The organism is Pseudonocardia sediminis, from assembly GCF_004217185.1.
GTDB classification, from domain to species: domain Bacteria; phylum Actinomycetota; class Actinomycetes; order Mycobacteriales; family Pseudonocardiaceae; genus Pseudonocardia; species Pseudonocardia sediminis.
Genome location: NZ_SHKL01000001.1, coordinates 6,292,849 through 6,315,376 on the forward strand (window position 1 = coordinate 6,292,849; position 22,528 = coordinate 6,315,376).

At 69.8% G+C, this 22,528-nt stretch carries 18 protein-coding genes; 9 read left to right on the plus strand and 9 right to left on the minus strand.

The features are described from left to right. Positions 1 to 133 precede the first annotated feature (133 nt). From EV383_RS29510 to EV383_RS29525, 5 genes are all read left to right on the plus strand, one after another. Positions 134 to 1,309, plus strand: coding sequence for a serine hydrolase domain-containing protein (locus tag EV383_RS29510; protein ID WP_130293294.1), 1,176 nt, complete (start codon positions 134 to 136; stop codon positions 1,307 to 1,309). 83 nt (positions 1,310 to 1,392) lie between these two features. After that, the gene (locus EV383_RS29515; protein WP_207223697.1) at positions 1,393 to 2,355 is read left to right on the plus strand and encodes an alpha/beta hydrolase; all 963 of its coding nucleotides are present in this window, start codon (positions 1,393 to 1,395) and stop codon (positions 2,353 to 2,355) included. 51 nt (positions 2,356 to 2,406) lie between these two features. Further along, complete coding sequence (locus tag EV383_RS29520) at positions 2,407 to 3,480, plus strand: CdaR family protein (protein WP_130293296.1); 1,074 nt, start codon at positions 2,407 to 2,409, stop codon at positions 3,478 to 3,480. Between the two features lie 1,374 nt (positions 3,481 to 4,854). Beyond that, positions 4,855 to 5,040, plus strand: coding sequence for a hypothetical protein (locus EV383_RS31850; protein ID WP_207223698.1), 186 nt, complete (start codon positions 4,855 to 4,857; stop codon positions 5,038 to 5,040). Then, positions 5,041 to 6,069, plus strand: coding sequence for a sigma-70 family RNA polymerase sigma factor (locus EV383_RS29525; RefSeq protein ID WP_207223699.1), 1,029 nt, complete (start codon positions 5,041 to 5,043; stop codon positions 6,067 to 6,069). A 273-nt stretch (positions 6,070 to 6,342) separates the two neighbouring features. Here EV383_RS29525 and EV383_RS29530 read toward each other — a convergent pair whose 3' ends face one another. The 4 genes from EV383_RS29530 to EV383_RS29545 form a co-directional block, all read right to left on the minus strand. Further along, entirely contained in the window at positions 6,343 to 6,594 is a 252-nt protein-coding gene (locus EV383_RS29530; protein ID WP_130293298.1) for a hypothetical protein, read from the minus strand. A gap of 66 nt (positions 6,595 to 6,660) precedes the next feature. Further along, complete coding sequence (locus EV383_RS29535; protein ID WP_130293300.1) at positions 6,661 to 7,188, minus strand: hypothetical protein; 528 nt, start codon at positions 7,186 to 7,188, stop codon at positions 6,661 to 6,663. Positions 7,189 to 7,531: 343 nt separating this feature from the next. Further along, complete coding sequence (locus EV383_RS31855) at positions 7,532 to 7,957, minus strand: zinc-binding dehydrogenase (protein WP_207223700.1); 426 nt, start codon at positions 7,955 to 7,957, stop codon at positions 7,532 to 7,534. Positions 7,958 to 8,095: 138 nt separating this feature from the next. After that, a complete protein-coding gene (locus EV383_RS29545; protein ID WP_130293302.1) occupies positions 8,096 to 8,914 on the minus strand; it encodes an IclR family transcriptional regulator domain-containing protein in 819 nt (272 codons plus the stop codon). 170 nt (positions 8,915 to 9,084) lie between these two features. On the opposite strand from EV383_RS29545, the gene EV383_RS29550 reads away from it, so the two are divergent. From EV383_RS29550 to EV383_RS29565, 4 genes are all read left to right on the plus strand, one after another. Next, on the plus strand, positions 9,085 to 9,630 hold the full coding sequence (locus tag EV383_RS29550) for a flavin reductase family protein (protein WP_130293304.1): 546 nt from the start codon (positions 9,085 to 9,087) through the stop codon (positions 9,628 to 9,630). A 106-nt stretch (positions 9,631 to 9,736) separates the two neighbouring features. Beyond that, positions 9,737 to 11,341 carry a 4-hydroxyphenylacetate 3-hydroxylase family protein gene (locus EV383_RS29555; RefSeq protein WP_130293306.1) on the plus strand — a complete coding sequence of 535 codons (1,605 nt, stop codon included), beginning with the start codon at positions 9,737 to 9,739 and terminating at the stop codon, positions 11,339 to 11,341. Positions 11,342 to 11,384: 43 nt separating this feature from the next. After that, entirely contained in the window at positions 11,385 to 12,233 is an 849-nt protein-coding gene (gene catA / locus EV383_RS29560) for a catechol 1,2-dioxygenase (protein WP_130293308.1), read from the plus strand. A gap of 305 nt (positions 12,234 to 12,538) precedes the next feature. Beyond that, positions 12,539 to 13,285 carry a cytidyltransferase gene (locus tag EV383_RS29565; RefSeq protein WP_242623362.1) on the plus strand — a complete coding sequence of 249 codons (747 nt, stop codon included), beginning with the start codon at positions 12,539 to 12,541 and terminating at the stop codon, positions 13,283 to 13,285. Between the two features lie 647 nt (positions 13,286 to 13,932). Here the strand turns inward: EV383_RS29565 and mobF are convergent. The 5 genes from mobF to EV383_RS33230 all read right to left on the minus strand — a co-directional run bounded on the left by mobF (position 13,933) and on the right by EV383_RS33230 (position 22,498). Further along, a complete protein-coding gene (gene mobF, locus EV383_RS29570; protein ID WP_242623363.1) occupies positions 13,933 to 18,351 on the minus strand; it encodes a MobF family relaxase in 4,419 nt (1,472 codons plus the stop codon). Between the two features lie 232 nt (positions 18,352 to 18,583). After that, positions 18,584 to 19,438: a hypothetical protein gene (locus tag EV383_RS29575; protein WP_130293314.1), complete on the minus strand. Its 855-nt coding sequence runs from the start codon at positions 19,436 to 19,438 to the stop codon at positions 18,584 to 18,586. After that, on the minus strand, positions 19,435 to 20,106 hold the full coding sequence (locus tag EV383_RS29580) for a hypothetical protein (protein ID WP_130293316.1): 672 nt from the start codon (positions 20,104 to 20,106) through the stop codon (positions 19,435 to 19,437). Before EV383_RS29580 ends, EV383_RS29575 begins: the two co-directional genes overlap by 4 nt. Continuing rightward, positions 20,103 to 22,028, minus strand: coding sequence for a type IV secretory system conjugative DNA transfer family protein (locus EV383_RS29585; RefSeq protein WP_130293318.1), 1,926 nt, complete (start codon positions 22,026 to 22,028; stop codon positions 20,103 to 20,105). The genes EV383_RS29580 and EV383_RS29585 overlap by 4 nt, the downstream gene beginning before the upstream one ends. Further along, entirely contained in the window at positions 22,028 to 22,498 is a 471-nt protein-coding gene (locus tag EV383_RS33230; protein ID WP_130293320.1) for a WhiB family transcriptional regulator, read from the minus strand. Before EV383_RS33230 ends, EV383_RS29585 begins: the two co-directional genes overlap by 1 nt. Positions 22,499 to 22,528: the final 30 nt, after the last annotated feature.

Here is a 22,528-nt window from a genome sequence, read left to right on the forward strand (position 1 = left end):
ATAGGTCGAGAATCTCGTCGCGCCGTCGGTTATCAGCTGGTGTGGTCCCGGCCACACTCGGGATCGTCGTATCGGAAAGCGTCTCGAAAGCATGTCGGACGTCGACGAGCAGATCTGAGCCAACGGAGGTTCCGTGTCGAGGAACATTGAAGGATCCCGCATCGACCAGGTGCTGCAGGGGGCGGTGGACACCGGTGCCGTACCGCACGTGGCGGCGATCGCCGCGGACGCCGACGGCGTGTTCTATGAAGGGGCCGCCGGAGTGCGGCTCGACGACGCCGGCGCGAAGCCCGTGTCGACGTCGACCCATTTCCGGATCATGTCGATGACCAAGATGGTCGCCACCGTGGCCGCGCTGCAGCAGGTGGAGCGCGGCGAACTCGATCTCTCGGCCCCGGTCGAGCGCTACGTTCCCGACTTCGCCGAACTGCAGGTCCTCGACGGCTTCGACGGCGACACCCCGCGACTACGCGCACCGAAGTCGAAAGCCACCGTCAAGCAGCTGATCACCCACACCTCGGGACTGACGTACTGGTTCTGGAACGAGGACCTGGTCAAGTACGAGCAGGTCACCGGAATCCCCAACGTGGTGCCCGGAGACATGGCCGCGTTCAAGGCCCCACTGGTCGCCGACCCCGGCACCAAGTTCGAGTACGGCATCAACACCGACTGGCTCGGCCGCGTCGTCGAAGCCGTCGCCGGCACGACCCTCGACGTGGTCATCAAGGAGAACATCACCGGTCCGCTCGGCATGGACGACACGATGTTCGCCCTCGACGACGCACGTCAGGCGAACAAGACGCCCGTGCACGTCAAGGGCGAGGACGGCAAGTGGATCTCGGCGGGCAACGTCCTGCCCGACGACCCGCAGTGGTGGGCGGGTGGCCACGGCCTGCACTCGACCCCGCGTGACTACATCCGCTTCGAGCGGGCACTGCTGCGCGGCGGCGAGCTGGACGGTGTTCGGATCCTGAGCCGGGAGACCGTGGACGCGGCGTTCACCGACCAGCTCGACGGCGCTGTGATGCCGACGGAGATCAGGACGGCGGACGCTCCGATCACCGACACGCTGAAGCTCGGTGAGGGCTGGACGTGGGGCTACGGGCTGCTGATCAACACCCAGGACGTCCCCGGCGCCCGGCGGGCCGGCACGGGCGCGTGGGCCGGGCTGTTCAACACCCACTTCTTCATCGACCGCACCACCGGCATCTGTGCGTCGATCTACACGAACTCGCTGCCGTTCATCACCGAGCACGAGGCGTGGAAGCTCTACGAAGACTTCGAGGCCGCCCTCTACGCTTCGCTGTGACCGCCGACCCGCCGCGACGCCGCACTCGCCGGCAGCGTCGCGGCGGTCGTCGTCGCCCTGCCGCACCCCTGTCGGAGGAGCCCGTGTCGTCCGTAGCCCGGCCGGAGTTCGACCCGGAGCTCAAGGCCGGCCTCGCCGTGGTCGGGGGCGTGTTCCCGCCGACCATCACACCGGACCTGATCGCGTTCATGCGGCGGTCCTACGCCTCCCCGCCGATCGAGAACACGCTGCGAGGACGCGCGATCACGCGCAGCGAACACACGATCGCCGGTCACCGAGGCGAGCCGATCCAGGTGTCGGTGCTGCGCCCCACCGGAGCCGGCTCTCCCCGGCCGGGCATCGTCTTCGTCCACTCCGGTGGACTGATGTTCGGCGACCGCTTCAGTGGAGCCGACCTCGTGCTCGACTGGGTCGACAACCTCGGCGCGGTCCTGGTCGCCGTGGAGTACCGGCTCGCGCCGGAGTTCCCGGACCCGTTCCCCCGGGAGGACTGCTACGCCGCGCTGGAGTGGGCGGCGACGACGGCCGAGCAGTTGGGCATCCGCCACGACCGGCTCATGGTGGCCGGGGCCAGCTCCGGTGGTGGGCTCGCGGCCGGGATGGCGCTCGCGGCGCGGGACCGAGGAGGCCCAGCCCTGTGCGGCCAGGTCCTCGACTACCCGATGCTCGACGATCGCGGTGTCACCGCCTCCACCGGACAGTTCGACGGTGTCGGGGTCTGGGACCGCGTCAGCAACGAGACCGGCTGGTCCGCGCTGCTCGGCGAGGCGCGCGGTGGTCCGGACGTCTCCCCGTATGCGGCGCCGGCCCGGGCGACGAACCTGTCCGGGCTCCCGCCCGCCTTCATCGACGTCGGCGCCGCCGAGATCTTCCGCGACGAGGCGATCGCCTACGCCGACGGCCTCTGGGCCGCCGGTGGCGACGCCGAGCTGCACGTCTGGTCCGGCGGGTTCCACGCGTTCGACATCTTCGCCCCGCACACCGTCGTCGCCCGAGGCATGGTCCGGACGCGGGACACCTGGGTCGAGAAGATCCTCGCGGACTGATCCGGTGACCCACGCCACTAGACTGCAACCACCAGTCGTCGGGAGGCGCCCGTGCAAGAACTCCTCGGTCGGATCTCGGCGCTCGACCCACAGGCGAGCCTCGGTCTGCGTGTCATCGCCTGCTTCGACGAACTGATCATCGGCAACGTCAACACCCGGGGGCTGCTGAGTGCGGCCGCCTCCCTCTCGGGGTGCAACGCCGGCTACCGGCACGACCTCCCTCCACGGTCACTACGGGTCAGCCCGCGCGGCGAGGTCGTGGCCTCCGACGACGGGCCGCCAACGCCCGGGAGCTGCTCGGCCATCACCGCCGAGGGGTTGACCGTGTGGATCGAGCGCGACGGCGAGCCGCACTCGAACGACGCGATCGTCCTCGAACGGTTGGCGCTGGCCGTCCGCGTCCGGCTCGGAGGAGGCCGACGAGAGATCGACGGCCGACGCGATCTCGGCCTGTTGCTGGACCCGGCCGTCCCGATCGAGAGCCGCCGTCTCGCCGCGGCCCGCCTCAACCTGGTGCCCACCGCGCGGTACCGCGTCATCGCGGCACCGTTGTTCGCGGTGTGGGACGAACACCCGTCCGGCGCCGAGGACGTCGTCGCGACGCCCTACGGATCGATCCACGCCCTGGTCGTGCCCCACGACCACGCGCCCGTCCCGGCACGGCCGATCGGAACCGGGCCGGCCACCGACGTCGACCACCTGCACCGGTCGTTCCGCACGGCGGTGGTCGCCCTGCGCCTGTGCGATCCGGAGGTCGCGCCGTCGGTCCTCGCCGACGACTACGGCGGCCTGGTCGGCCTGCTCGCCGACCTCCCCCTGGACAGCGACCTGCCCGACGTCGACTCCCTGGACGCGATCATGTCCCACACGTGGGGCTCGACCACCGTCGACGCGCTCGTGCGAACCAGCTCCGTACGCCAGGCGGCGCGGACCGCCGGAGTCCACCACAGCACGCTGCAGACCCGGCTCGACACGATCATCGCCGAATTGGGATACGACCCTCTCGACAACGGCATCGGGCGAACCCGGTTCGGACTCGCCTCCCTGGTCTGGCGACTACGCAACTCCCGCGTTCTGGACCTACCCGCCCCGACCCGTACGTCGTCGCCCACCCCACTCCGATAACGGGGCGACCGGCGAAGGCGTGGGTAGCGATCTCCGGCGGGTCGCCGATGTTGGTGATCACCGCCGACGATCGGAAGCAACGATCGATGTGGGATACCCGCGCCCGCTGTAGACAGAGAACCATGAGCAAGGAGGCGCAACCGACCGACGCATACACGCGGGGAGGCCACGCCGCAGATAACTGACCAGCAAAAACGCCTCCGAGAGAGGCCACGAGTCCCGGAGCCGGACAGGTAGGATCCATTAGGGCTCTCCGACCTGCGGAAATGAGCCGCCTTGGGGAGTCGAACCCCAGACCTACGCATTACGAGTATTCCGTCACCGCAAGCATCGTGCCCGCGGAGTCCATCCGTGCACTTCACGCGGAACACGGTGCACAGCGCCGGACGTCGTGATCCTGCTGTGGAGGCCACGGAGGAGGCCACGCCGTTCGGCAGTCATGAGCCCTCAACGTAGGCGCGTGCCTCCCGCGTCGTCCCCGCTACGGCTACAGGACGTTAGGGAGCAGCCGAACCACGAGCTCTTCTGACTCAAAGGCGCCATCCGTGAGTAGCCGAACGCGGAACAGGCCGGAAGTGCCGTCGCGTTCCGCCAGCCGTGCCACCGTCTCGCGGTAGTCCGCTCGCGCAGCGTCGGCCGTGGCATGAAGATGCCGCATAGGTGCAGAGCCCCGAGGGACTCGAACTTCGACGACATGACCAGTGCCCGCTGGTGTGCCGTCGTCACCCGGCGCCCCGATCGTCATCGCTCCGCTGCCGCTGAACCCGCGACCCGCTGGCGGTCGCCCGAATATGAACGTAGACCGCTTCATTCCGAGCCAGTCATACTTGCCGGACTCGATCTTGCCCCAAGCGGTCTCCGCGTTCGCGCAGAACTCGATAACCGCGTATCGCTGCTGACCAGCGCGCATGTTCTCGTACGATCGGTCGCTGACCATGTCCGCACCATAGTGGTGAGGTGATCCCCTGCTCGCAGAGTTCACGCAGCCAGAATGCCCCGGGACGGGAGCAGCTTGGAGCACCGGGAAGTACGAGAGCCCCTCGACGGGTGACCTTCACGCCTCCGTGGTTACGGCGCATAGGGCGCCGCCTGGCACACCGCGCCGCGCACATGCTTCACACTGTGCGGACGATGAATATGGGCCCGTGCAGAACCGGCTCGGCTACGACCCCCACAGCCGTAGGGCGACCGCGCCCGCAGATCCAACGGTGACGGCCGCCATCACGCAGCGAGCTGGCCGGTTCCCAAGATGCCGGTACCCATTGTTCTACGCCGAACGGGTGAATTGATCGCTAGAGTGCACGGATCTGCCCGCGAGTGTCGTAGTGGGTTATACGGACGAACACGCACCCACCCGTCATCGATGATCCCGTCGTGAGCGACACCGGGAACCCGGCGCCCGAGCACCCGAGGACTGGACGCGATGACGTCGTCCTGGCCGACGGCGAGATCGACCCGAAGCAGTTCCCGAGGCTGTTCAACATCTCGGCCGGCTTCCTCTACGCCGCAATCATCCTGCCCCTCCGCCCGGAACCGCCCGAGTACGTCGCGCTGCCCTAGTTGGACGGCCCCTTCGACGAGCTCGCGACCGCAGTCGCGCAATGGAACATGCTCTGGGAAGCGGGCCAGTTTCGACGCCGCTACTTCGACCACGACGAGCTGCCGGAGCCGCTGCGGTCAGTGGCCGAACTGGGCGACATGAACGTCGTGTTCGTTCCGCGCACCAGGTCGCGGTACCACGAGTTCGCACCGCTACTGCACCTGCTTCCGCACCGGACGCTGCGCCGCTACGGGCTCCCGTTGCTGCGCGCCGGTCAATGGCCGTATCAAGTCGACTACCCACGCATCGATAGCTTCCTGCCGGGGGACTTCGAGCGCCGCCTAAGCAACGCGTGGGCGAGCGCGATCTGGCCCCATCTGGACTCTGGCTCGTCGCCGGCTGCGTTCACCGACGCTTACCCGCTCTCCTTGCTGGCACACAACTTGGAGTTCTGGGTCCCGCCCGTAACCGCGATGATCCAGAACCGGCTGCGCGACTTCCCGGATGTGAAGAAGGACAACTCGATTCCGGACGCGGTCCGCCTCGTCGACGGCAGCGTCCTGGACGGGGCCATTCCAGCTCGCCCGCGGATGGGTGGCGAGGTGTGGTTCGGCGAGCAGGACGCCCGGTACGCGATCGAGGAGACCGTCGAGGCCGCAGACCGCAGCGGGCAGCTGCGCGGGATCATCGAGGCGGTCCGCGCGAACAGGGTTGAGGAGGACTTCTCCGACCATCTGTCCCACGCGCGCGCCGACTTCGAGCGCAAGCTCCACCACCTGCGCATCAAGATCAAAGTCCGATTCGTAGAACTCACCGACACGATCCCCGTTCAGGGCCCGGAAAGCGAAATCCTCGGCAATCTGGTCATCAACGACTTCTTGACCATTCTAGATGCCGAGCAGCGCCAGATCGTCGTGCTACTCAACAGCGGCTTCACGAGCCGGACGGAGATCGCCGGGATGCTCGACTACACCAGCCACAGCGCCGTCTCACGAAGAATCGACAAGATCCGGCAGGCCGCCGAGGCCTTCTTCGTCGCTCGGGATTAACCGCACTGATCGGTCCTCAGTCTGGTCGGTCGGCTCCGGTACGGAGCGCTCCCCCGCGAATCCGCACCCCAGCGCGACCGAGGAAGTCACCCTTTTCGTTGCCCAATCGCGCGGCGGTGTCGCGGTTCATTGCTATCGAAAGGACCCAGCTGTGTCCACTCTCGTCGAGTTTCTGCGCGAGCTTGTCCACGCGCCCCGTCGTACCTACGTCCGCGGGGTTGTCCTCCTATCAATCGTCCTCGGGATCGCCCTTTGCACGGGTTTCGCGTTCGCCTAACGCTCCAGCGGAAGTGCCCCTTCCACATTTGACAGATTTAGACGCCCCTCGATGTCGACGCCCGGGTGCACGATCGCGTCGACGTCACCGACCTGCAGCCAGTACTCCTGACGACCCTCCTCCAGCACTAACGCCCGTAGCGACGCAAGCGCGGCCACTCGCGCCGAGGGCCAGTCCTGCTCCTCACCGCGATCGGTCCATGCGATGTTCTCGACCCCGGACCGCAGAACTCCTACCCGCCACTGCACGCCGTCGAGCCTGACGTGCGGAGGCCCGGCCGCGCCAGCGGCCGGGCCGAGTTATCCACACCCGGATCAGTCGTCCTCGCCCGCGTGCACCGCCAGCAGGTCCGCCGCGTTGCGCCACGCGTTCAGCAGCGACGTGTACGCGGCCGCGTCGGCGAGCTCCCACGTCACCGGTCCGACCTGTACTCGCAACACCGTCGGCAACGCCTGCCCCGGCTGAGCAGGCAACAACGTGGAGGTCACCGCAGGCATCCCACCGAGCCGCACCACCGCCGACACCGTCCACGGCCCCGACATCATCACCGGGCGACGACGCTCCGGCAGCACCGGAGACAGCGACCGCGCCTGCGCCGCGGCCTCGCCCCAGCCCAGTGAGATCGTCCGCGTGGCCAGGTAGGTCCGCAGGTACACCAACACCGTGCCCAGGCTCAGACCGAGCTGCTGCTCCGGCGTCCCGGCGAACCGCAGATCAACCCGCGTCGGCACCCGGCCCGCGACCCGGACCCCGACGCTCATTACCGACGACAATCCGTCATTGCGCTCGTCGCGCTCGTTGTTCTGGGCCTGGCCGGTGTTGGTCTTCTGGCTAGTGCTCATGCTGGCCTCCCGATGACGTCGGGCCTGTCGGCCCGGGTACCCCTTTGGGGTGGCGGGACGCTGCACCCCGCCGCCGCGAGGCGTTCCCCCACGGCCGGAGAGGCTCGCGGGCAAGGGCCGGACGCAGTCCGGTCGCCGGAGGCGACGCGGAGCGTCAGCGGAGCGCCCTTTCCCGTGAGACCGGCCGTGGTAAGCCACCGGGCCGACAGGCCACGCCGAAGGCGTTCCACCAGCAGTTTCTGGCCGCGCGGCCATGAGCGGGTCTGAGTACGTGAGCCTGACTAGGTAGCCGGGACCCGGTCGAGGAAGCAGCTGATCGATTACCTGGCCGGATCGGGTGCTGTCAGCTGGTGGTGCGTTCCGTGGCCGGCCGGCAGATGTAGTTGCTGAAACCGCCGCGGCGGGAGGGCAGGTCTTCGAGGGCCTCGTTGATCTGCTCGAGCGGGAAGGTGTGATGCTCCAGGACCGACAGGTCGAGCACACCGGATCCGGCGAGCTCGGCCATCTCCTGGGCCTCGCCGGTGGAGAACCACAGGCTGCCGATGACGCTGTTCTGCGAACACATCATCGAGAACAGGTCCAGGGCCGGGCGTTCCATCATCCCGCCGATGTCGACCGCGACACCGCCGCGTCGCAGCGTCGAGATGGCGTCGAGCATGGACTCGGCCGGGGCACCGGGGCCGCGGCAGTCCACGACGATGTCGACGCCTTCACCCTCGTTGTGCTCGCGCGCCCAGTCACGCAGCGGGGTGCCCCCGGCGGGCAGCACGTGATGCGGTCGGGGCCGATGGCCTTGACGTCGTCGAGCAGGGCGGCGTTGCGGCCGGTGCCGAGAATGCGGGCACTACAAGGCTCAACCTCGGACCGCCGATGTCCTGACCCTCTGATTCTCTTAGAAGAAGCCCTCTTAGAAGAAGCCCTCGTGGGCGTTCGCCCGCAGGCTGCGAGCCGCTGCCGGGACGTGGTGGCCGAGGTCCTCGCTGATCTTTTCCGCCGTGGCCACGAGGAGGGGGGCGACATCGGAGACGAGTTTGGCGGCACTGGACCGCCCGGTTGACGTGGAAGACGCCAGCGCGGCGATGACGGTGCCGTTCTGATCTCGCACCGGTGCGGCGATGGAGATGAGTCCTGCTTCGAGCTCTTCGGATACCACCGACCAGCCTTGGTCCTTCACCGTGCGCAAGGCGCCGCGGAAGATGGACGGGTCGGTCACCGTGTGGCGGGTGTAGGCCGGTAGGCCGGTTTCCTCGATCACCTGCGCGATCAGCTCGGACGGGGCCCAGGCGAGCAGGACCCGGCCCATTGATGTGGCGTGCGCGGGCACTCGGGTCCCGATCGAGATGTTGATCGTCATGATTCGCCGGACCGGTACCCGGGCGATGTAGACGGCGTCGGCTCCGTCGAGCGCGGCCAGGGACGCGGACTCCTCGGTCTGTTCGGCCAGCCGCAGCAGGTGCGGTTGGGCGACCTCGATGATCGAGTTCGACGCCGAGTAGTGCTGGCCGATGCTGAGCACCCGCGGCGTGAGACGCCAGCGACTCCCAGAATTCTCGACGTATCCGAGTCCGTGCAGGGTCAGCAGGATCCGCCGCACCGTCGGACGAGCCAGATTCGTGGCCTCGGCGAGTTCGGCCATGGTTGCGGTCGGGCGCGCCGCGTCAAAGGCGAGCAGAACCGAGATCGCTCGCTCGACGCTCTGCAGCCGGTCGCCCTCGCTGATGATCATCGAGTTCATTATGACGCCAGACCTCCACAATCCGCCTGTAACGCGTCTCGCAGGTTTCCCTTCATGCGGGACGGAACCTTGACCGCGCCATGTGCTCTGCGACACGCTCCTAAGCATGACCGGATAGCGGTCACGACGTACGCATAGCGTACATCAGGAGGTGACGATCGATGGCGATCGATCCACGCGAGTTGAGGCAGTGCCTGGGCCACTTCGCGACGGGGGTCACGGTGATCACCTGCCGGGGTGACGACGGGCTGCCGCACGGTGCGACGGTCAATGCGTTCACGGCGGTGTCGCTGGACCCGCCGTTGGTGCTGGTGTCGTTGGACCGGCGGTCGAAGGTGTGCTCGCTGGTCGAGTCGCGCCCGTTCACGGTCAACGTGCTCGAGGCCGCCCAGAAGGACCTGGCCATGCATTTCGCGGGCAAACCCAACCAGGACGTGGTCTGGGACGCTGACAGCGACTGCGGTGCCCCGCGTCTGGGTGGCGCGCTCGCCCACATCTCGTGCACGCCCTGGCAGCACTACGACGGCGGGGACCACGTGCTCTACCTGGGTGAGGTCCAGGAGTTCCGGATCTACGACGGCGCACCGCTGCTGTTCCACACCGGGAAGTTCCATCACCTGGGTGGCGATCACGACCCACTGCTCTGGGACGACTCGGCCGACGGGCCGGGTGGCATGTCCTGGTTCTCCGCCGCCAGCACGTCCTGACCGGCCCAAACCCCGCGCCGCCACACCAGTGGTCGTCGCGGCCACCGGTCAACAGCGCCCGTGTTCTACGGGCTCTGACCGAAAAACCCACGATGAGGAGTCAGCGATGACCCTGCAGCAGGATTCCGTCTCCACCCCACTCGCCGAGGACGGCCGTGCGACGCGGCCGATGACCGGCGACGAGTACATCGAGAGCCTGCGCGACGGGCGGGATGTGTTCCTCTACGGGGAGAAGGTCGGCGACGTCACCACCCACCCCGCGTTCCGCAACGCGGTGCGGATGACCGCCCGCCTCTACGACTCGCTGCACGACCCGGCCAAGGCCGACGTGCTGACCACCCCCACCGACACCGGTAGCTCCGGCGTTACCCACCCGTTCTTCCGGACCCCGCACTCGGTCGAGGACCTCAAGAAGGACCGGGACGCGATCGCCGAGTGGGCTCGGATGACCTACGGCTTCATGGGCCGCAGCCCCGACTACAAGGCCGCGTTCCTCGGCACCCTGGGCGCCAACTCCGAGTTCTACGACCCCTACGCGGGCAATGCCCGACGCTGGTATCAGGAGTCGCAGGAGAAGGTCCTCTACTGGAACCACGCGATCATCAACCCGCCGGTCGACCGGCACCGCGACCCCGACGAGGTCTCCGACGTGTTCATGCACGTCGAGGAGGAGAACGAGAACGGCGTCGTCGTCTCCGGCGCGAAGGTCGTCGCCACCGGCTCGGCGATCACCCATTACAACTTCCTCGCCCACTACGGCCTGCCGATCAAAAAGCGCGAGTACTCGCTGGTCTGCACCGTGCCCATGGGCGCACCGGGCATGAAGCTGATCTGCCGGCCCTCGTATGCCCAGCAGGCCAACACCATGGGCAGCCCCTTCGACTACCCGCTGTCCTCGCGGATGGACGAGAACGACACCATCTTCGTTCTCGACAAGGTCCTGATCCCGTGGGAGAACGTGTTCATCTACGGCGACGCCGAGAAGGCCTCGACGTTCTTCCCCGGCTCCGGGTTCCTGCACCGCTTCACCTTCCACGGGGTCACCCGCCTGGCGGTCAAGCTCGACTTCATCGCCGGGCTGCTGATGAAGGGCCTCGAGGTCACCGGCAGCAAGGACTTCCGCGGCGTGCAGACCCGCGTCGGTGAGGTCATCGCCTGGCGCAACATGTTCTGGGGCCTGTCCGACGCGATGTGCGCCAGCCCGAACGAGTGGGTCAACGGCGCCAAGCTGCCCAACCTCGACTACGGGCTGGCCTACCGCTGGTTTATGACCATCGGCTACCCGCGCGTCCGCGAGATCATCATGCAGGACCTCGGCGCGTCCCTGATCTACCTGCCCAGCCACTCCGCGGACTTCCTCTCCCCCGAGGTGCGGCCCTACCTGGACAAGTACGTGCGTGGCTCCAACGGCTACGACGCCGTGGACCGGGTCAAGCTGATGAAGCTGATCTGGGACTCGATCGGCTCCGAGTTCGGCGGCCGCCACGAGCTCTACGAGCGCAACTACTCCGGCAACCACGAGGGCGTGCGCGCGGAGCTGCTCTTCGCCGCCGAGCAGTCCGGCACCGCCGCGGCGATGAAGGGCTTCGCCGAGACGTGCATGTCCGAGTACGACCTCAACGGCTGGACCGTCCCGGACCTCATCAACCCCGGCGACACCCAGGTCGTCGGCCTGCTCAACGCCCAGCGCAACGGGAACGGCTCGCACTAACCCGACCCACCACGTCACGGAGGACTCAGAAGGGAGCCATCTGATGACCACCACACAGGAGTCACCCACCGCCGCGGGCTCGGGCAGCTCGGCCACCGAAGCGTTCCGCGCCAGCACCCTGCACAGCGGAGCCGGCACCGACCCCGCCCGGGTCAGCGCCATCGTGTCCAAGCTGCTCGCCGGTATTCACGACGTCGTACGCGACGAGTCGGTGACCTACCCCGAGTTCCAGGCCGCGAAGCAATGGCTGATCGAAGTCGGCGAGGGCGGCGAATGGCCGCTGTTCCTCGACGTCTTCGTCGAGCATGCCGTCGAGGAGGTCGCCGCCCGCACCCAGGACGGCACCAAGGGCACGATCCTCGGGCCGTACTACCTGCCAGGCCAGGCCAGGCTCGCGACCCCGGCCACGCTCCCGCAACGCCCGGACGAGAAGGGCGTCCCGCTGGTGTTCACCGGACACGTCCGTGACACCGACGGCCGTCCACTAGCCCACGCCGAGCTCGACGTCTGGCAGGCCGACGAACAGGGGTACTACTCCGGGTTCGCTCCGCACCTGCCCGACGGGAACCTGCGCGGCCTCGTCGTCACCGACGCCGAGGGCCGGTTCGAGATCCACACGATCCAGCCCGCGCCCTACCAGGTCCCGACCGACGGCCCCACCGGGAAGCTGATCACCGCAGCCGACTGGCACCCCTGGCGACCGGCACACCTGCACCTGCTGGTGTCGGCCCCCGGTCACCGCACCATCACCACCCAGCTCTACTTCAAGGGTGGACAGTGGCTCGACAGCGACGTCGCCGACGCGACCAAGCCCGAGCTGGTGCTCAACCCCGCCGACCAAGGCGACGGCACCACCGCAGTCGATTACGACTTCGTGCTCGAACCCGCCTGACGACACACCGACCGGTTTCGGTCCGGGCCCACGCCGTGTTGCGTGGGTCCGGACCGGTCCGATCTCGACGAACAGCGCCGGGGCCAACGACACCGCCGGCCGCCCCTTGCCGCCGAACTCCACCGCCCCGAAGGCCTCAAGGTCACACATCGGCGGCGACGCACCTCGAGGAAACAAGGAGCCCGTCCATGATCGGGAACCTCCCCCGCGACGACTCCACAGCCTGGCCGGCTGCATTGCCGCGGCGACGGACCCCGCCGCTCTGGCGCGACCTCGACGAGGTGCCACCAGGGCACGGACCCTGCGTGGTCACCATCGGTGTCTTCGACGGCGTCCACCGCGGTCACCGCCACCTCATCGACCGCGCGGTCTCGATCGGCCGCGAACGCGACCTGCCGACCGTCCTGATGACCTTCGACCCGCACCCGGCTCGCGTCCTGGGAATCGACCGCGACACCGCCGCCCTGAGCACCATCGAACGACGCGCCGAACTCGTGGCTGAACTCGGCATCGACGCGATATGCGTACTCCGCTTCACCCCTGCGCTCGCAGCGCTGAGCGCGCACAATTTTGCCGAACGCATCCTCAGCCAGACCCTGCACGCCGAGGCAGTCGTCGTCGGCGCCAACTTCACCTTCGGCGCGCGTGGTGCCGGTAACCTCGACACCCTCCGAGATCTCGGCGAGCGGTACGGCTTCACAACCGCCGGCGTCGGTCTGCTCGAGGCCGTCGACACCACCACCTGCTCGTCGACCTACACCCGGCGCTGCGTACGTACGGGTGACCTGCCAGAGGCAACCCGGACCCTGGGCCGCCCCCACCGCGTCGACGGATACCTGCACTGCGGGGTTCTCACCGTCGCTCCCAACACCTCTCTCCCGCCACCCGGCACCTACACAGGGACCGTCGACACCCATCCGGCCGTCATCGAGGTCACTGAACACCAAACCCTGCACCTTCACGACACCACCAGCGCAGATGAGCAGTTCCGCGCTGTGAGCGTTGCCTTCCACAGCCAGCTCGACCTGCCCGCGCCAACATCGATCATCTGAGCGACCTCAGTCCACATAGAAATGAAGCGCGTCAAGGATCGCCCAGGTCAGTTCGACGGCGCCGGTCGAGCACGCGGTAGCTCGCGTCGCGCGCTATCTCGCACGCCGGAACGCAAGACCACCGCTGCCTCCTATCGAAGCGTCCGAACGGGCGTCACCGGTAGTTGATTGTCGGTACCGCCTGCCACTCTGGGACTCATGGCGGTCACAGCCGAGCGGGTCACGCGTATCCCGGCGGGGAATCTGCGGGTATCGCGGGATGACTTCGCAGCGGTATGGGCAGCCGCCGAGCGGCATGTAGCTGATCAGTCCAAGCGCGGCGTTTGGGACTGGTACGCCACCGCGGTGGTGGCGACCTGTGAGTGGTTGGCCTGCGACGTCTATCGACCACCGTGGGGCCGGCCTCATCCCGCGGAGGCGCCGGCGACGCAGTCCCGAGCCTCAGCGTTCGAGGAGCTAATCGAGGCGGAGTACCTCGCGGCGGAGCGGTTCGAAGAGACACAGCCGCGACGTGCAGAATTGCAGCCGGGTTGGGGCGACGGTGTACGGGCGACGCTGCGCTGGGCCTGGCGTCACCAGGGCCCGCCCCCAATAGCGCTAGAAGCGCGGCCGGCAGCGGGGTGAACCGCCGCCAGCCAGCTTCCTGCTCAACTGTCGTCGCCCCGACCTGATTCACCGGACGTGTCATCGAACACCAAGGCGTCGTTGTCGGCAGGGGTGTGTTGTTGTTCGGCGTGCCAGCGTGAAGTCTCGGCAGCACGTGCCGCCTCGGCGTCGTCCTCCTGTGCCGTCTCTCGGTAGCGAATCTCATCGAGGACGCGACCGGCGTGCTCAAGGTGGTCGGTGGTCTCCGCGGCCTCGGGGACCCGAACTGCGTCCTCCAGGACCGGCGCGGGCCGTATGTCAGCGACCTCACGCAGATCTGTCCACCGGCTCTCTCCGGTCTGGTCGACATCATCACGGCCTGCGGCCAGACGGGCTCGTTTTACGTCGACCGGAACGTCCTCGCGGACGTCGTCCTCCGTCACTTCCCGGTGGCGCTCGTCCTCGGCGATCGCCGCGTCGTGGGCGGCCTTCCACTCTGCAGCAGTGACTCGGCCTTCCGGGTCGTCGTCGGCGTCGCGGGCAGATAGTTCGGCCTTGGATAGCTCGGCCTGGACGCGGGTCTGGGCAGTGTGGGCGAGCCACGTCCCACGAGCATCATCGATATCCTGAAGTTGTTCGGCACGCTGGTCGAGGGCCACGGCCAGCGCTTCGTCTCCGGTAGCGAGTTCGTCAAGGCGTTCGCGTTCGGCCGTGTCGGTCGCGGTGTCGATGCCCGCTCGGTTAAATGCTGCTTCCTGACGTCGGGAAGCGGCTGCTTGTCGAGTGCCGGCGAGTTCGTTGCCGACGTAGCGGGGCGCGGCGGCGAGCTCGCGCTCGTAGGCCCGGACCCGCATGCGGAGCTGCCCGTTGGACAGCTCCAGGTATTCGCGGTCGATCTCCGGTCGGCCGAGCGCACGCCAGGCGGCGCGATGCGCGGCGAACTCCTCGACCTGGCCCGACTTCGGTGCCGGTCCGAGGGCGTCAGCCTGGTCGTCGTGGCCGCGGACCTCGCGGTAGGCGGCGACCCGTCCGACCTCGTCTCGCCAGCGCTGCAGCCCTCGCAGGTCCGCTGGGACCTCGCCGAACGCTTCGATCGCCCAGCGCGGCGGGTCCTCGGCCGCGGCGGCGCCGAGGTCGAGGGCTCGTTCATCCGCGGCGTCGGCAAGCCGATGCAGGTAGTTGTTCCATTCGGGGTTGTCGGTGTGGGGGATCCAGTCGGCCCAGCGTTCGCCGGTGGGGTCGAGGTGGTGGACGTCGCGGATGCGGGAGTAGACGACGTTGCTTACGTTGCGCGCCCCGGTCAGCGGGCCACGTTCGACGGCCTCGGTGAGCACGGCGTGTGGGTCGTGGCCGGCGAGTTCGGCGCGGCGCAGGACGCGGGTGAGGGCTGCGGTGCCGTCCTCGGCGGCGATGCTGGCCCGCTGCTCGCCGGTGAGGGCGCCGTCGTCGACGAGCCGGTCCAGCGATGCGGCGGTGCGTTCGGTCGCGGCGAGCTGGGCGGCGTCGGCGAGCAGCTCGGCCGCGGTTCGGGCGCTCGCGGACTCATCGGCGGACTCGGTGGCGATGGCGATCGCGGATCTCTGCAGGGCGGACTCGCCGGTGTCGAGGATCCCGGCGACGACAGCGACGGGGTCGCGGCGCAGCTCGTGCCGTTTTGCGGTGCCGTCGGCCAGGTCCTCCGGGGCGGTGCGGGTGGTGACGTGGGCGGTGTTGCCGTCGCGGCCGCGAGACATCCCGACGTAGAGGGAGCTGGCGCGGGTGGTGGGCGTGACGACGGTGTGGGTGGTGTCGACGGTGGCGCCCTGCCCGGCGTAGGTGGTGCCTGCGTAACCCAGCGCCAGATGCTGCGCGACGTACGAACTCGGCAGGACGAGGCGGGATCCGGCGCCGGCGCCGTGGGTGTCGGTGGTGACCTCCAGGGCACCGTCGTCGCGGACGGCGGTGACCCGGTAGAGGTCCCGGTTCAGCGGGCCGCGCCGGTTGCCCTCGACCCCGGCCAGATTCCAGGCGTTCGAGCGGGCCTCAACCAGGTCACCGACCCCGGCGACCGTGCCCTGCAACCCCAACAGCACGCCCGCCTCCTCGACCCGGCCGAGGCGGACCAGCTCGGTGCGGATCTCGCTGGAGATTCGGGCGGCCTCCTCGTTGGAGTCGACCAGCAGCAGGGAGCGGTGCCCGGCGAGGGTGTCGGCCAGCCACGCCTGCGCGGCGGAGTTCTCCGCCTGGTCGCGGGTGCCGGAGTCGAGGAGGCGGCCCTGCTGGTGGTACTCGCGCAGGACGCTCTGGTCCCCCGCACGTAGGCGCAGGGTGGCGTCGCGTTCCCACTCGGCGGTGAATCGGCGGGCCTCGGCCAGTTCGTAGCGCGACCCGGCGGCTGCGAGGAGGTCCATGCCGCCGCCGGCGCCGACCGCGGCGAGCTGGCGGTGGTCACCGACGAGCAGAAGCTTCGCTCCCGCGGCGTCGGCGTGGGCGTGGATCGCGGCCAGCGCGGCGGTGTCGGTCATCCCGGACTCGTCGATCACAACCAGGTCCCCCTCCCGGAGCCGCCACGCCTCGTCCCCGTCGACCGTGCGGCGCTCGGACGGTGCGGCGGCGAGCCGGTCCTGGGCGCCGAGCCAGCGGGTGATGTTGGACGCGGTCAGCCCCTCGCCGGTGAGTACCTCCGTCGCCTGCTGGCTGGTCGCCAACCCGAACACCCGACCGGCCGCGGTCCGGTCCGGTTCGGTGTCGCTGCCGTGGCGGCGGAGTGCGGGGTCGGCCCAGGCGCGGGCGAGGTTGCCGACAACGAAGGACTTCCCGGTCCCGGCCGGCCCGACCAAGGTCTCGACGCGGGCGCCGGAGGTGAGAATCCCGCGCACCGCGGCGGCCTGGTCCACGCCGAGCTCGATCCCCTCCCCACGCAAGGTCTGCAGGAACCGGTCGGCGTTCTGAGCGGTCAGCGCGACGCCGTCGCGGGCGGTCGTGGCGGCGAGCAGGATCCGCTCCGAGCGGACCTGCTCGGGCGTGCAGTAGACCCGACCCCCCGGAGCCAGGTACGCCGACTGGCCGTTCGCCAACCGCAGCTCGTCGGGCAGCAGCCCGGCCGCGGGCCGTTCGGACTCCAGGGCGACCGCGTACTCGAGCGCGTGGTCGGTGAGCTGATCCAGCAGCTTGGCGACGTCCGCCCCGTCCGTGGCGCCCAGGTAGTCCGGGAGCGCGGCGTTGACCGCGCGGGTCAGGTCCGAGCGGGTCCAGCCGGACTTGCGGGACGCGACATCTTCCAGGGCCACCTCGATCACGGCCTGGGGGTTGAACGCCATCGGCTCGACCCCGTCGCGGCGGGCGGCCAGGGCGGTGTCGGCGATGCCGGCCAGCCCGCCGTCGATGTCCGCGCGAAGTCGGCCGCTGACGCGGTCGAGGAGCTGCTCGCGGGTCTCCCCGTCGTGCGACTTCGCCGCCCGGGTGGCGAGGGTGGCCTGCTGGGCCAGGCGGTCGCGCTGGGCCCCGTTCGGGGCCTGCCCGTAGCGGACCTCGAACGCCTCGATCAGCTCCGCGGCCTTCGCCGTCACCGCGTGCCGCCGCGTCGAGACCAGGCTCATCGCCTCGGGCGAGACCCCGACGACCTCACGGGACTTCCCGTCCGGGCGCGTCGCCACCAGCGTGCCGATGGTCGCGGCCAGGCGCTCCTCCGTCGTGCGCTCCCCGACCGCTCCGGCGCCGGCGCGCCAGCGGTGGATCGCCCGTGAGTCCAGAGTCCGCCACTCCCCGTCCGGACCCTGGATCCGGTTGAGGATCGCGTTGTGGACGTGCAGCTGTGGATCCCGGTCGCGGGAGTCGTGCTGGAAGAACGACCCCACCGTGAACGCGTGCGCGTCCACCCACCGCCCGGCGGAGCCGCCGTGGTGCCCGACCCGGGCGTAGCCAGCCTTGTCCTCCAGATAGCCGAGGGCGGCGTTGTTGCCCGCCCAGATCGCGTCCTCGACCGCCGTGCGGAACTCGCCCCACGCCGCGGCGGTCTCCTCGTCACCGGCGTTGCGGGCGGCGACCTCGCGGGCCTCGAACGCGGTATGGAGCAGCGTCACCGACTTCTGAACACTGAACGTGGCGTCCAGGAAGGCGACGTTGTGCCGAGCCGCCTTGCCGGCCTCTGTCCGGAGCTCGGCGCGGCGTTCAGCGGACGCGTCCGGTTCGCGTTCCATCGCCTGGGCGTAGAGGTCGTCCTCGGACAGGTACTTGCGTCCCGTGTGTCCCAGCGTCCCGACCTCGTCCCACCGTGTCGGATCGCGGAACCCCTCGTCCCGGGGATCGAGGAACCGCTCGTAGAGCGCCCGCATGTCCTGGGCCTCGACCAGGCCGCGCAGACCGAGCTGCTCGGCCCCGGCGCCCCACCAGCGGCCTGGGGGCTCGCCTTCGGCGACCGCGCCGGTGTAGTAGTTCTCCCGCCCGGTCGCGACCTCCTTCAACAGGTAGTCCGGGCTGTAGCCGGTGGCGATCCTCAGCACCCCGACCACCTCGAAACGATCTTGCGACCGGTTCCGTCAAGATCGACAGCTCTCGGGGTTCGGCGTGGCCGGCCGGAGGCCGGCCCGCACCCTCGGATCGTGATGCCTCGGTGTGAGGCATTTGATCTTCTGCTCTTGTTCGGCTGTTCGGTGTAGTCGCTGTCGGTTCTGGTGTTGTGCTCGGTCGCGGTGCTCTTGTTCGTGCTCGGTCGGGTCTGCTTGCTGCTGGTGTTCATGGTCGGTGTCCTTCGTGGGGCTCGTCGTCGACGAGGTGCAGGGCGGTCGGGTCGGCCTGCGGGTACTCGCGGAGCTGCTGGAGAGCTCGCGCGGCGGTTCCGCGGCCGACCTCGGCGAGGTCTTGGAGTTCGCGCACGGTCGGAAGCGCTGCGTGGCGGTCGCAGTGGTCCTGAGCGACGGCGCGGGCGCGGTCCTGCGCCGTCTCGGCCCGTCCGGCCGGCGACGGTGGGACCGGATGCGGCTGAGGTCGGGACTCGGTCTGAGCAAGGGCCCGAATGATCGGGCCGTCCAGTGCCGGTGGGACGCCCGTGCCGGTGTTCACGGGGTCCGGCCGGGACGGCGATGTCCCACCGTCCCGTGGGACAGCGATGGTCGCCGGGACGGGCGGGCCGGACCGGCTCGCCACCCCCGGCTCGTCGGACGCTGCGGTGTGGTCGTCGGCGAGGAGGTAGAGCAGGTGCGCCACGATCGCGGCGGCCACCGCGGGCCACGCTCCGACCCCGAACCGCAGCGCCGGTGACACCGCGAACCCGTCGCCCGCCGCGACGGCGTCGGATGCCAGGTAGCTCGCCTGGGCAAGGCCCGACAGCCCGGCCGAGACGATCACGACCGACCAGGCGTAGCGGGCCGCCGACCCGGCCAGACGCGCGGTGGCGGTGTAGGCGACCAGCGCGAGGCCGTCGGTGATCAGCGGGTAGATCCACGCGATCCCGGCCGGGACCTTCGCCGCGACGGCGACCTCGAACAGGCCGTGCGCGGTCGCCACCGCGGCGCCCACGGCGACGGCGAGACCGGGCAGCCACGCCACCGACCGTCCCCACCCATGCGCGCTGGTGTCGTGGTGGGTCATCCGAGAGCACCTCCGATCGGGGCTCGTTCGGTCTGCGCTGGTTCGGGCGGGGTCTGATCGCGTGCGGTCGCCCACCAGCCGGTGATCGCTGTGGCGTGGTCCAGGCCGGGGACCGGGACCGGGGCGCAGGCGGGCGCGCCCCACCCAGGGCGGGTCTGGTGGGCTTCGATCGAGCACGACCCGACCGACCTGCGCAGGCGCGCGACGACGCCGGGGCGGTGGCGTTCGTTCCAGTCCCCCGCCGCGCTGACCGAGGCCTCGCCGCCCTGGTAGGCGGCGCACCACGCGTACATCAGCCAGAGCAGTTCCTCGACGACGTCGGCGTGGAACAGCCAGCAGTCGGGCAGGACCTGCGCGCCGTCGGGGTAGCGCATGAACACCGCGCCCAACCACGCGCACAGTTCCTCCACCAGCGCGCGGACCTTCTCCGGATCAGTGGGGGCGAGAAGCCACGAGGGCGCCGCGGCCGGGCGCCGCCGCGCGGCCAGCGTGGCGAGGGTGTCAGCCATCTGAGACACGAGGCGGCCGAGCTCGTCTACACGTCCCTCGACCGGGTCGAGGGCATCGAGACGACGCTTCAGCTCGCTGACCTCGCGGGCCAGGCCCGAGTACACGGCGCTGTCGACGGGTTCCGAGCCCGCGGGCTCGGGGTGCGCAGGAGTCCTCATCGCCCCCACCGGCCCTCGGCGTCCGGACCGTCACCGTCGACAGCTGTCGGTCGCGCGAGTCGCTCCGGAAGTGCCCGCCCGTCGTCGAGCTGGTCGTGCGCGTTCCGGATGGCGCGCAGCTCCGCGAACATCGCGTTCGCCGCCCGCACCCGCTGGGCCGGCTCGGCAAACCGGTCCGGCCACCGGCGCGCTAGCACCGTGAGCGCGCGTTCGAGCTGGACGTCCCGCCATGTGCGGAACGCCTCGCCGCGCCGTCTCCGGCGGGTCTCAGCCGCGATCCGCGACATCAACCGGGCACGACGCCGGACGTCACGACGCTTCCACGCCATCTGCGCCCGCCCGATCACCGGCGCGATACCGCGCCGGATCACCACCACCCGCCCCGCAGGCAGGTTCGCGATCTGCGCGGGAGCCAGACCCGGGACCCGCCGCACCGTGCGGGACGCCACCCGGCCGTGCAGGTCGGTCGTGGTGATCCGCTCGTCGCGATCCCCGGCGAGGGTCGACCAGAACTCCAGATCCGACCTGTCGCGGGTGCCGCCGAAGATCATGACCGCGGCGGTGTTGTTCAGGATCGTCGCGGCCTTGTGCTCGCCCCAGCGCGCCAGGAGCTGGGCGCGGGACTGGAACGCGCACAGGATCGTCACGCCCCGACCGCCCATATCAGCGGTCCAGGACTCCAGCGGGACCGGTGAGATGAGGGCGGCCTCGTCGAGGAACAGGCCCAGCGGCGGATCCAGTCGCCCCGCGGGACGGCCAGCGGCGATGCGGCGGGCCTCTCGGGCGATGTGCCCGGTCAGGGCACACACCAGCGGTGCGGTCTGGGCCTCCTCCGCGCCGAGCAGGAAGACGGTGGCCCGCTCGTCGAGCAGCCGGGCGACGTCGAAGCCCTGCCCCGGCTGTGCCGCGGCCGCGGCTGCGGGGTGAGTCAGCCAGCCCAGTGCCGGCATCACCGACGACGTGATCGACGAGCGGGTGCGCTCGTTGGTGGTCACGAACTGCATCGCGTCCTGCTCGAACGCCGCCACACCCGAGCGGCGCAGCAACGCCGGCACCTCGCGGCCGGCGACGTCCGGCTCGGCGACCCACCCGAGGACGTCGGCCATCCGCTTGTTCCCGAGCGCAGCCGCGTGCAGGAGGGCGGCGAGGACACGGCGGGCCTGCCCGTCCCAGAACTCCCGGTCCCCGCCGCTGCCGGAGGTGACGGCGGCGAGCATGTCGGTCGCGCGCTCGGTCGCGGTCACCGGATGCGAGCAGCCGGTCAGTGGGTCGAATGTGATCGTCGAAGGTCGGTCCCCCAGCCCGGCCGGGTTGAAGACGAAGACGGGTCCCCGGTTCTGCGCTCGTAGCGGAGCGCAGAGATCCAGCAGATCGGTGCGGGTCGAGGTGACCAGCGCGGCACCCGGCGCGTCGAGCACTCGTCCGGCGAGCCACCCGGTCTTGCCGGTGCGGGGCCCTCCGACGACGATCACAACGTCCTCGACCAGCGCCCACACCCGCAGCGGGCCCGTGCGGCACAGCTCGACCGCGCCTTCGGTCGTCGCCGTGCGCAGCCTGTGCCACCGGCCCAGTACGGCCAGCGACGGGCGCACCGTCCCACGGCGGCGGCGGACGGCCAGGGTTCCGGCGTGCCGGACGATGTCCATGGTCGAGGCGACACCGACGTTGCGGCGGCTGCGCGACGCCCACCGGGAGACGGTCGCCGAGGACCGTGACCACCGATGCCAAACGATCACCAACGCGAGAGCGGCGACCGCGATCAACGCGGGCCAGGACAGCGCCTGCAGCATCGTCGCTGCTGGAAGCAGCGCTATGGCGCCCAATCCGAACGCCAGGGCGCGGGCACCTCGGGAGTACGCAAACAGCGCGCCGGCCGCGAACACGGCGAGGACGAGAGGTGTAGCGGTGAACAGGATGTCCATCACGCACCTCCGCCCGGGAGAGATGCGGAGCGCACGGCCGCGGCCCACCGGTCGACCGTGCGCCGGGAGACGCCGAACTCGACGGCGACCTGCGCACGTGGCGCTCCGCCTGCGAGCGCCGCCTTGCCGGCGGCGACGATCGGGGATCGACGGCGTGACGGGATCTGCTGCGCTCCGACGGGCACGTGGAAGCCCGCCGAGTCCCGACAGGCCGAAACACAGCGTGCGGGGCGGGTCGTGCGAGCCACCCGCCGCTCGCCCGCGGTCGTCCCGCCTGCGATGCCGTGCGGCAGGGACTCGATCGCCCAGGCCAAGCACTCGTCGCGCACCGGGCACCGCCCGCACACGCGCTTCGCGCGGGCCACCTGTCGTGCGTGTGCGACGCCGTTCTCCGCCGCCGGGAAGAACAGCTCGGGGTCCACCGACAGGCACGCCGCACGGGCGCGCCAACCGTTCCCACGTCCTACCATCGTCTCCTCGCCTGCCTTCAGCTGATGTGC

Coding starts and splice junctions, on each gene's coding strand:
- EV383_RS29580 (WP_130293316.1), bottom strand. CDS start 20,106: ATGAGGACTCCTGCGCACCCCGAGCCCGCGGGCTCGGAACCCGTCGAC.
- EV383_RS29545 (WP_130293302.1), bottom strand. CDS start 8,914: ATGATCATCAGCGAGGGCGACCGGCTGCAGAGCGTCGAGCGAGCGATC.
- EV383_RS29585 (WP_130293318.1), bottom strand. CDS start 22,028: ATGGACATCCTGTTCACCGCTACACCTCTCGTCCTCGCCGTGTTCGCG.
- EV383_RS29555 (WP_130293306.1), top strand. CDS start 9,737: ATGACCCTGCAGCAGGATTCCGTCTCCACCCCACTCGCCGAGGACGGC.
- EV383_RS29535 (WP_130293300.1), bottom strand. CDS start 7,188: ATGAGCACTAGCCAGAAGACCAACACCGGCCAGGCCCAGAACAACGAG.
- EV383_RS29550 (WP_130293304.1), top strand. CDS start 9,085: ATGGCGATCGATCCACGCGAGTTGAGGCAGTGCCTGGGCCACTTCGCG.
- EV383_RS33230 (WP_130293320.1), bottom strand. CDS start 22,498: ATGGTAGGACGTGGGAACGGTTGGCGCGCCCGTGCGGCGTGCCTGTCG.
- EV383_RS29575 (WP_130293314.1), bottom strand. CDS start 19,438: ATGACCCACCACGACACCAGCGCGCATGGGTGGGGACGGTCGGTGGCG.
- catA (WP_130293308.1), top strand. CDS start 11,385: ATGACCACCACACAGGAGTCACCCACCGCCGCGGGCTCGGGCAGCTCG.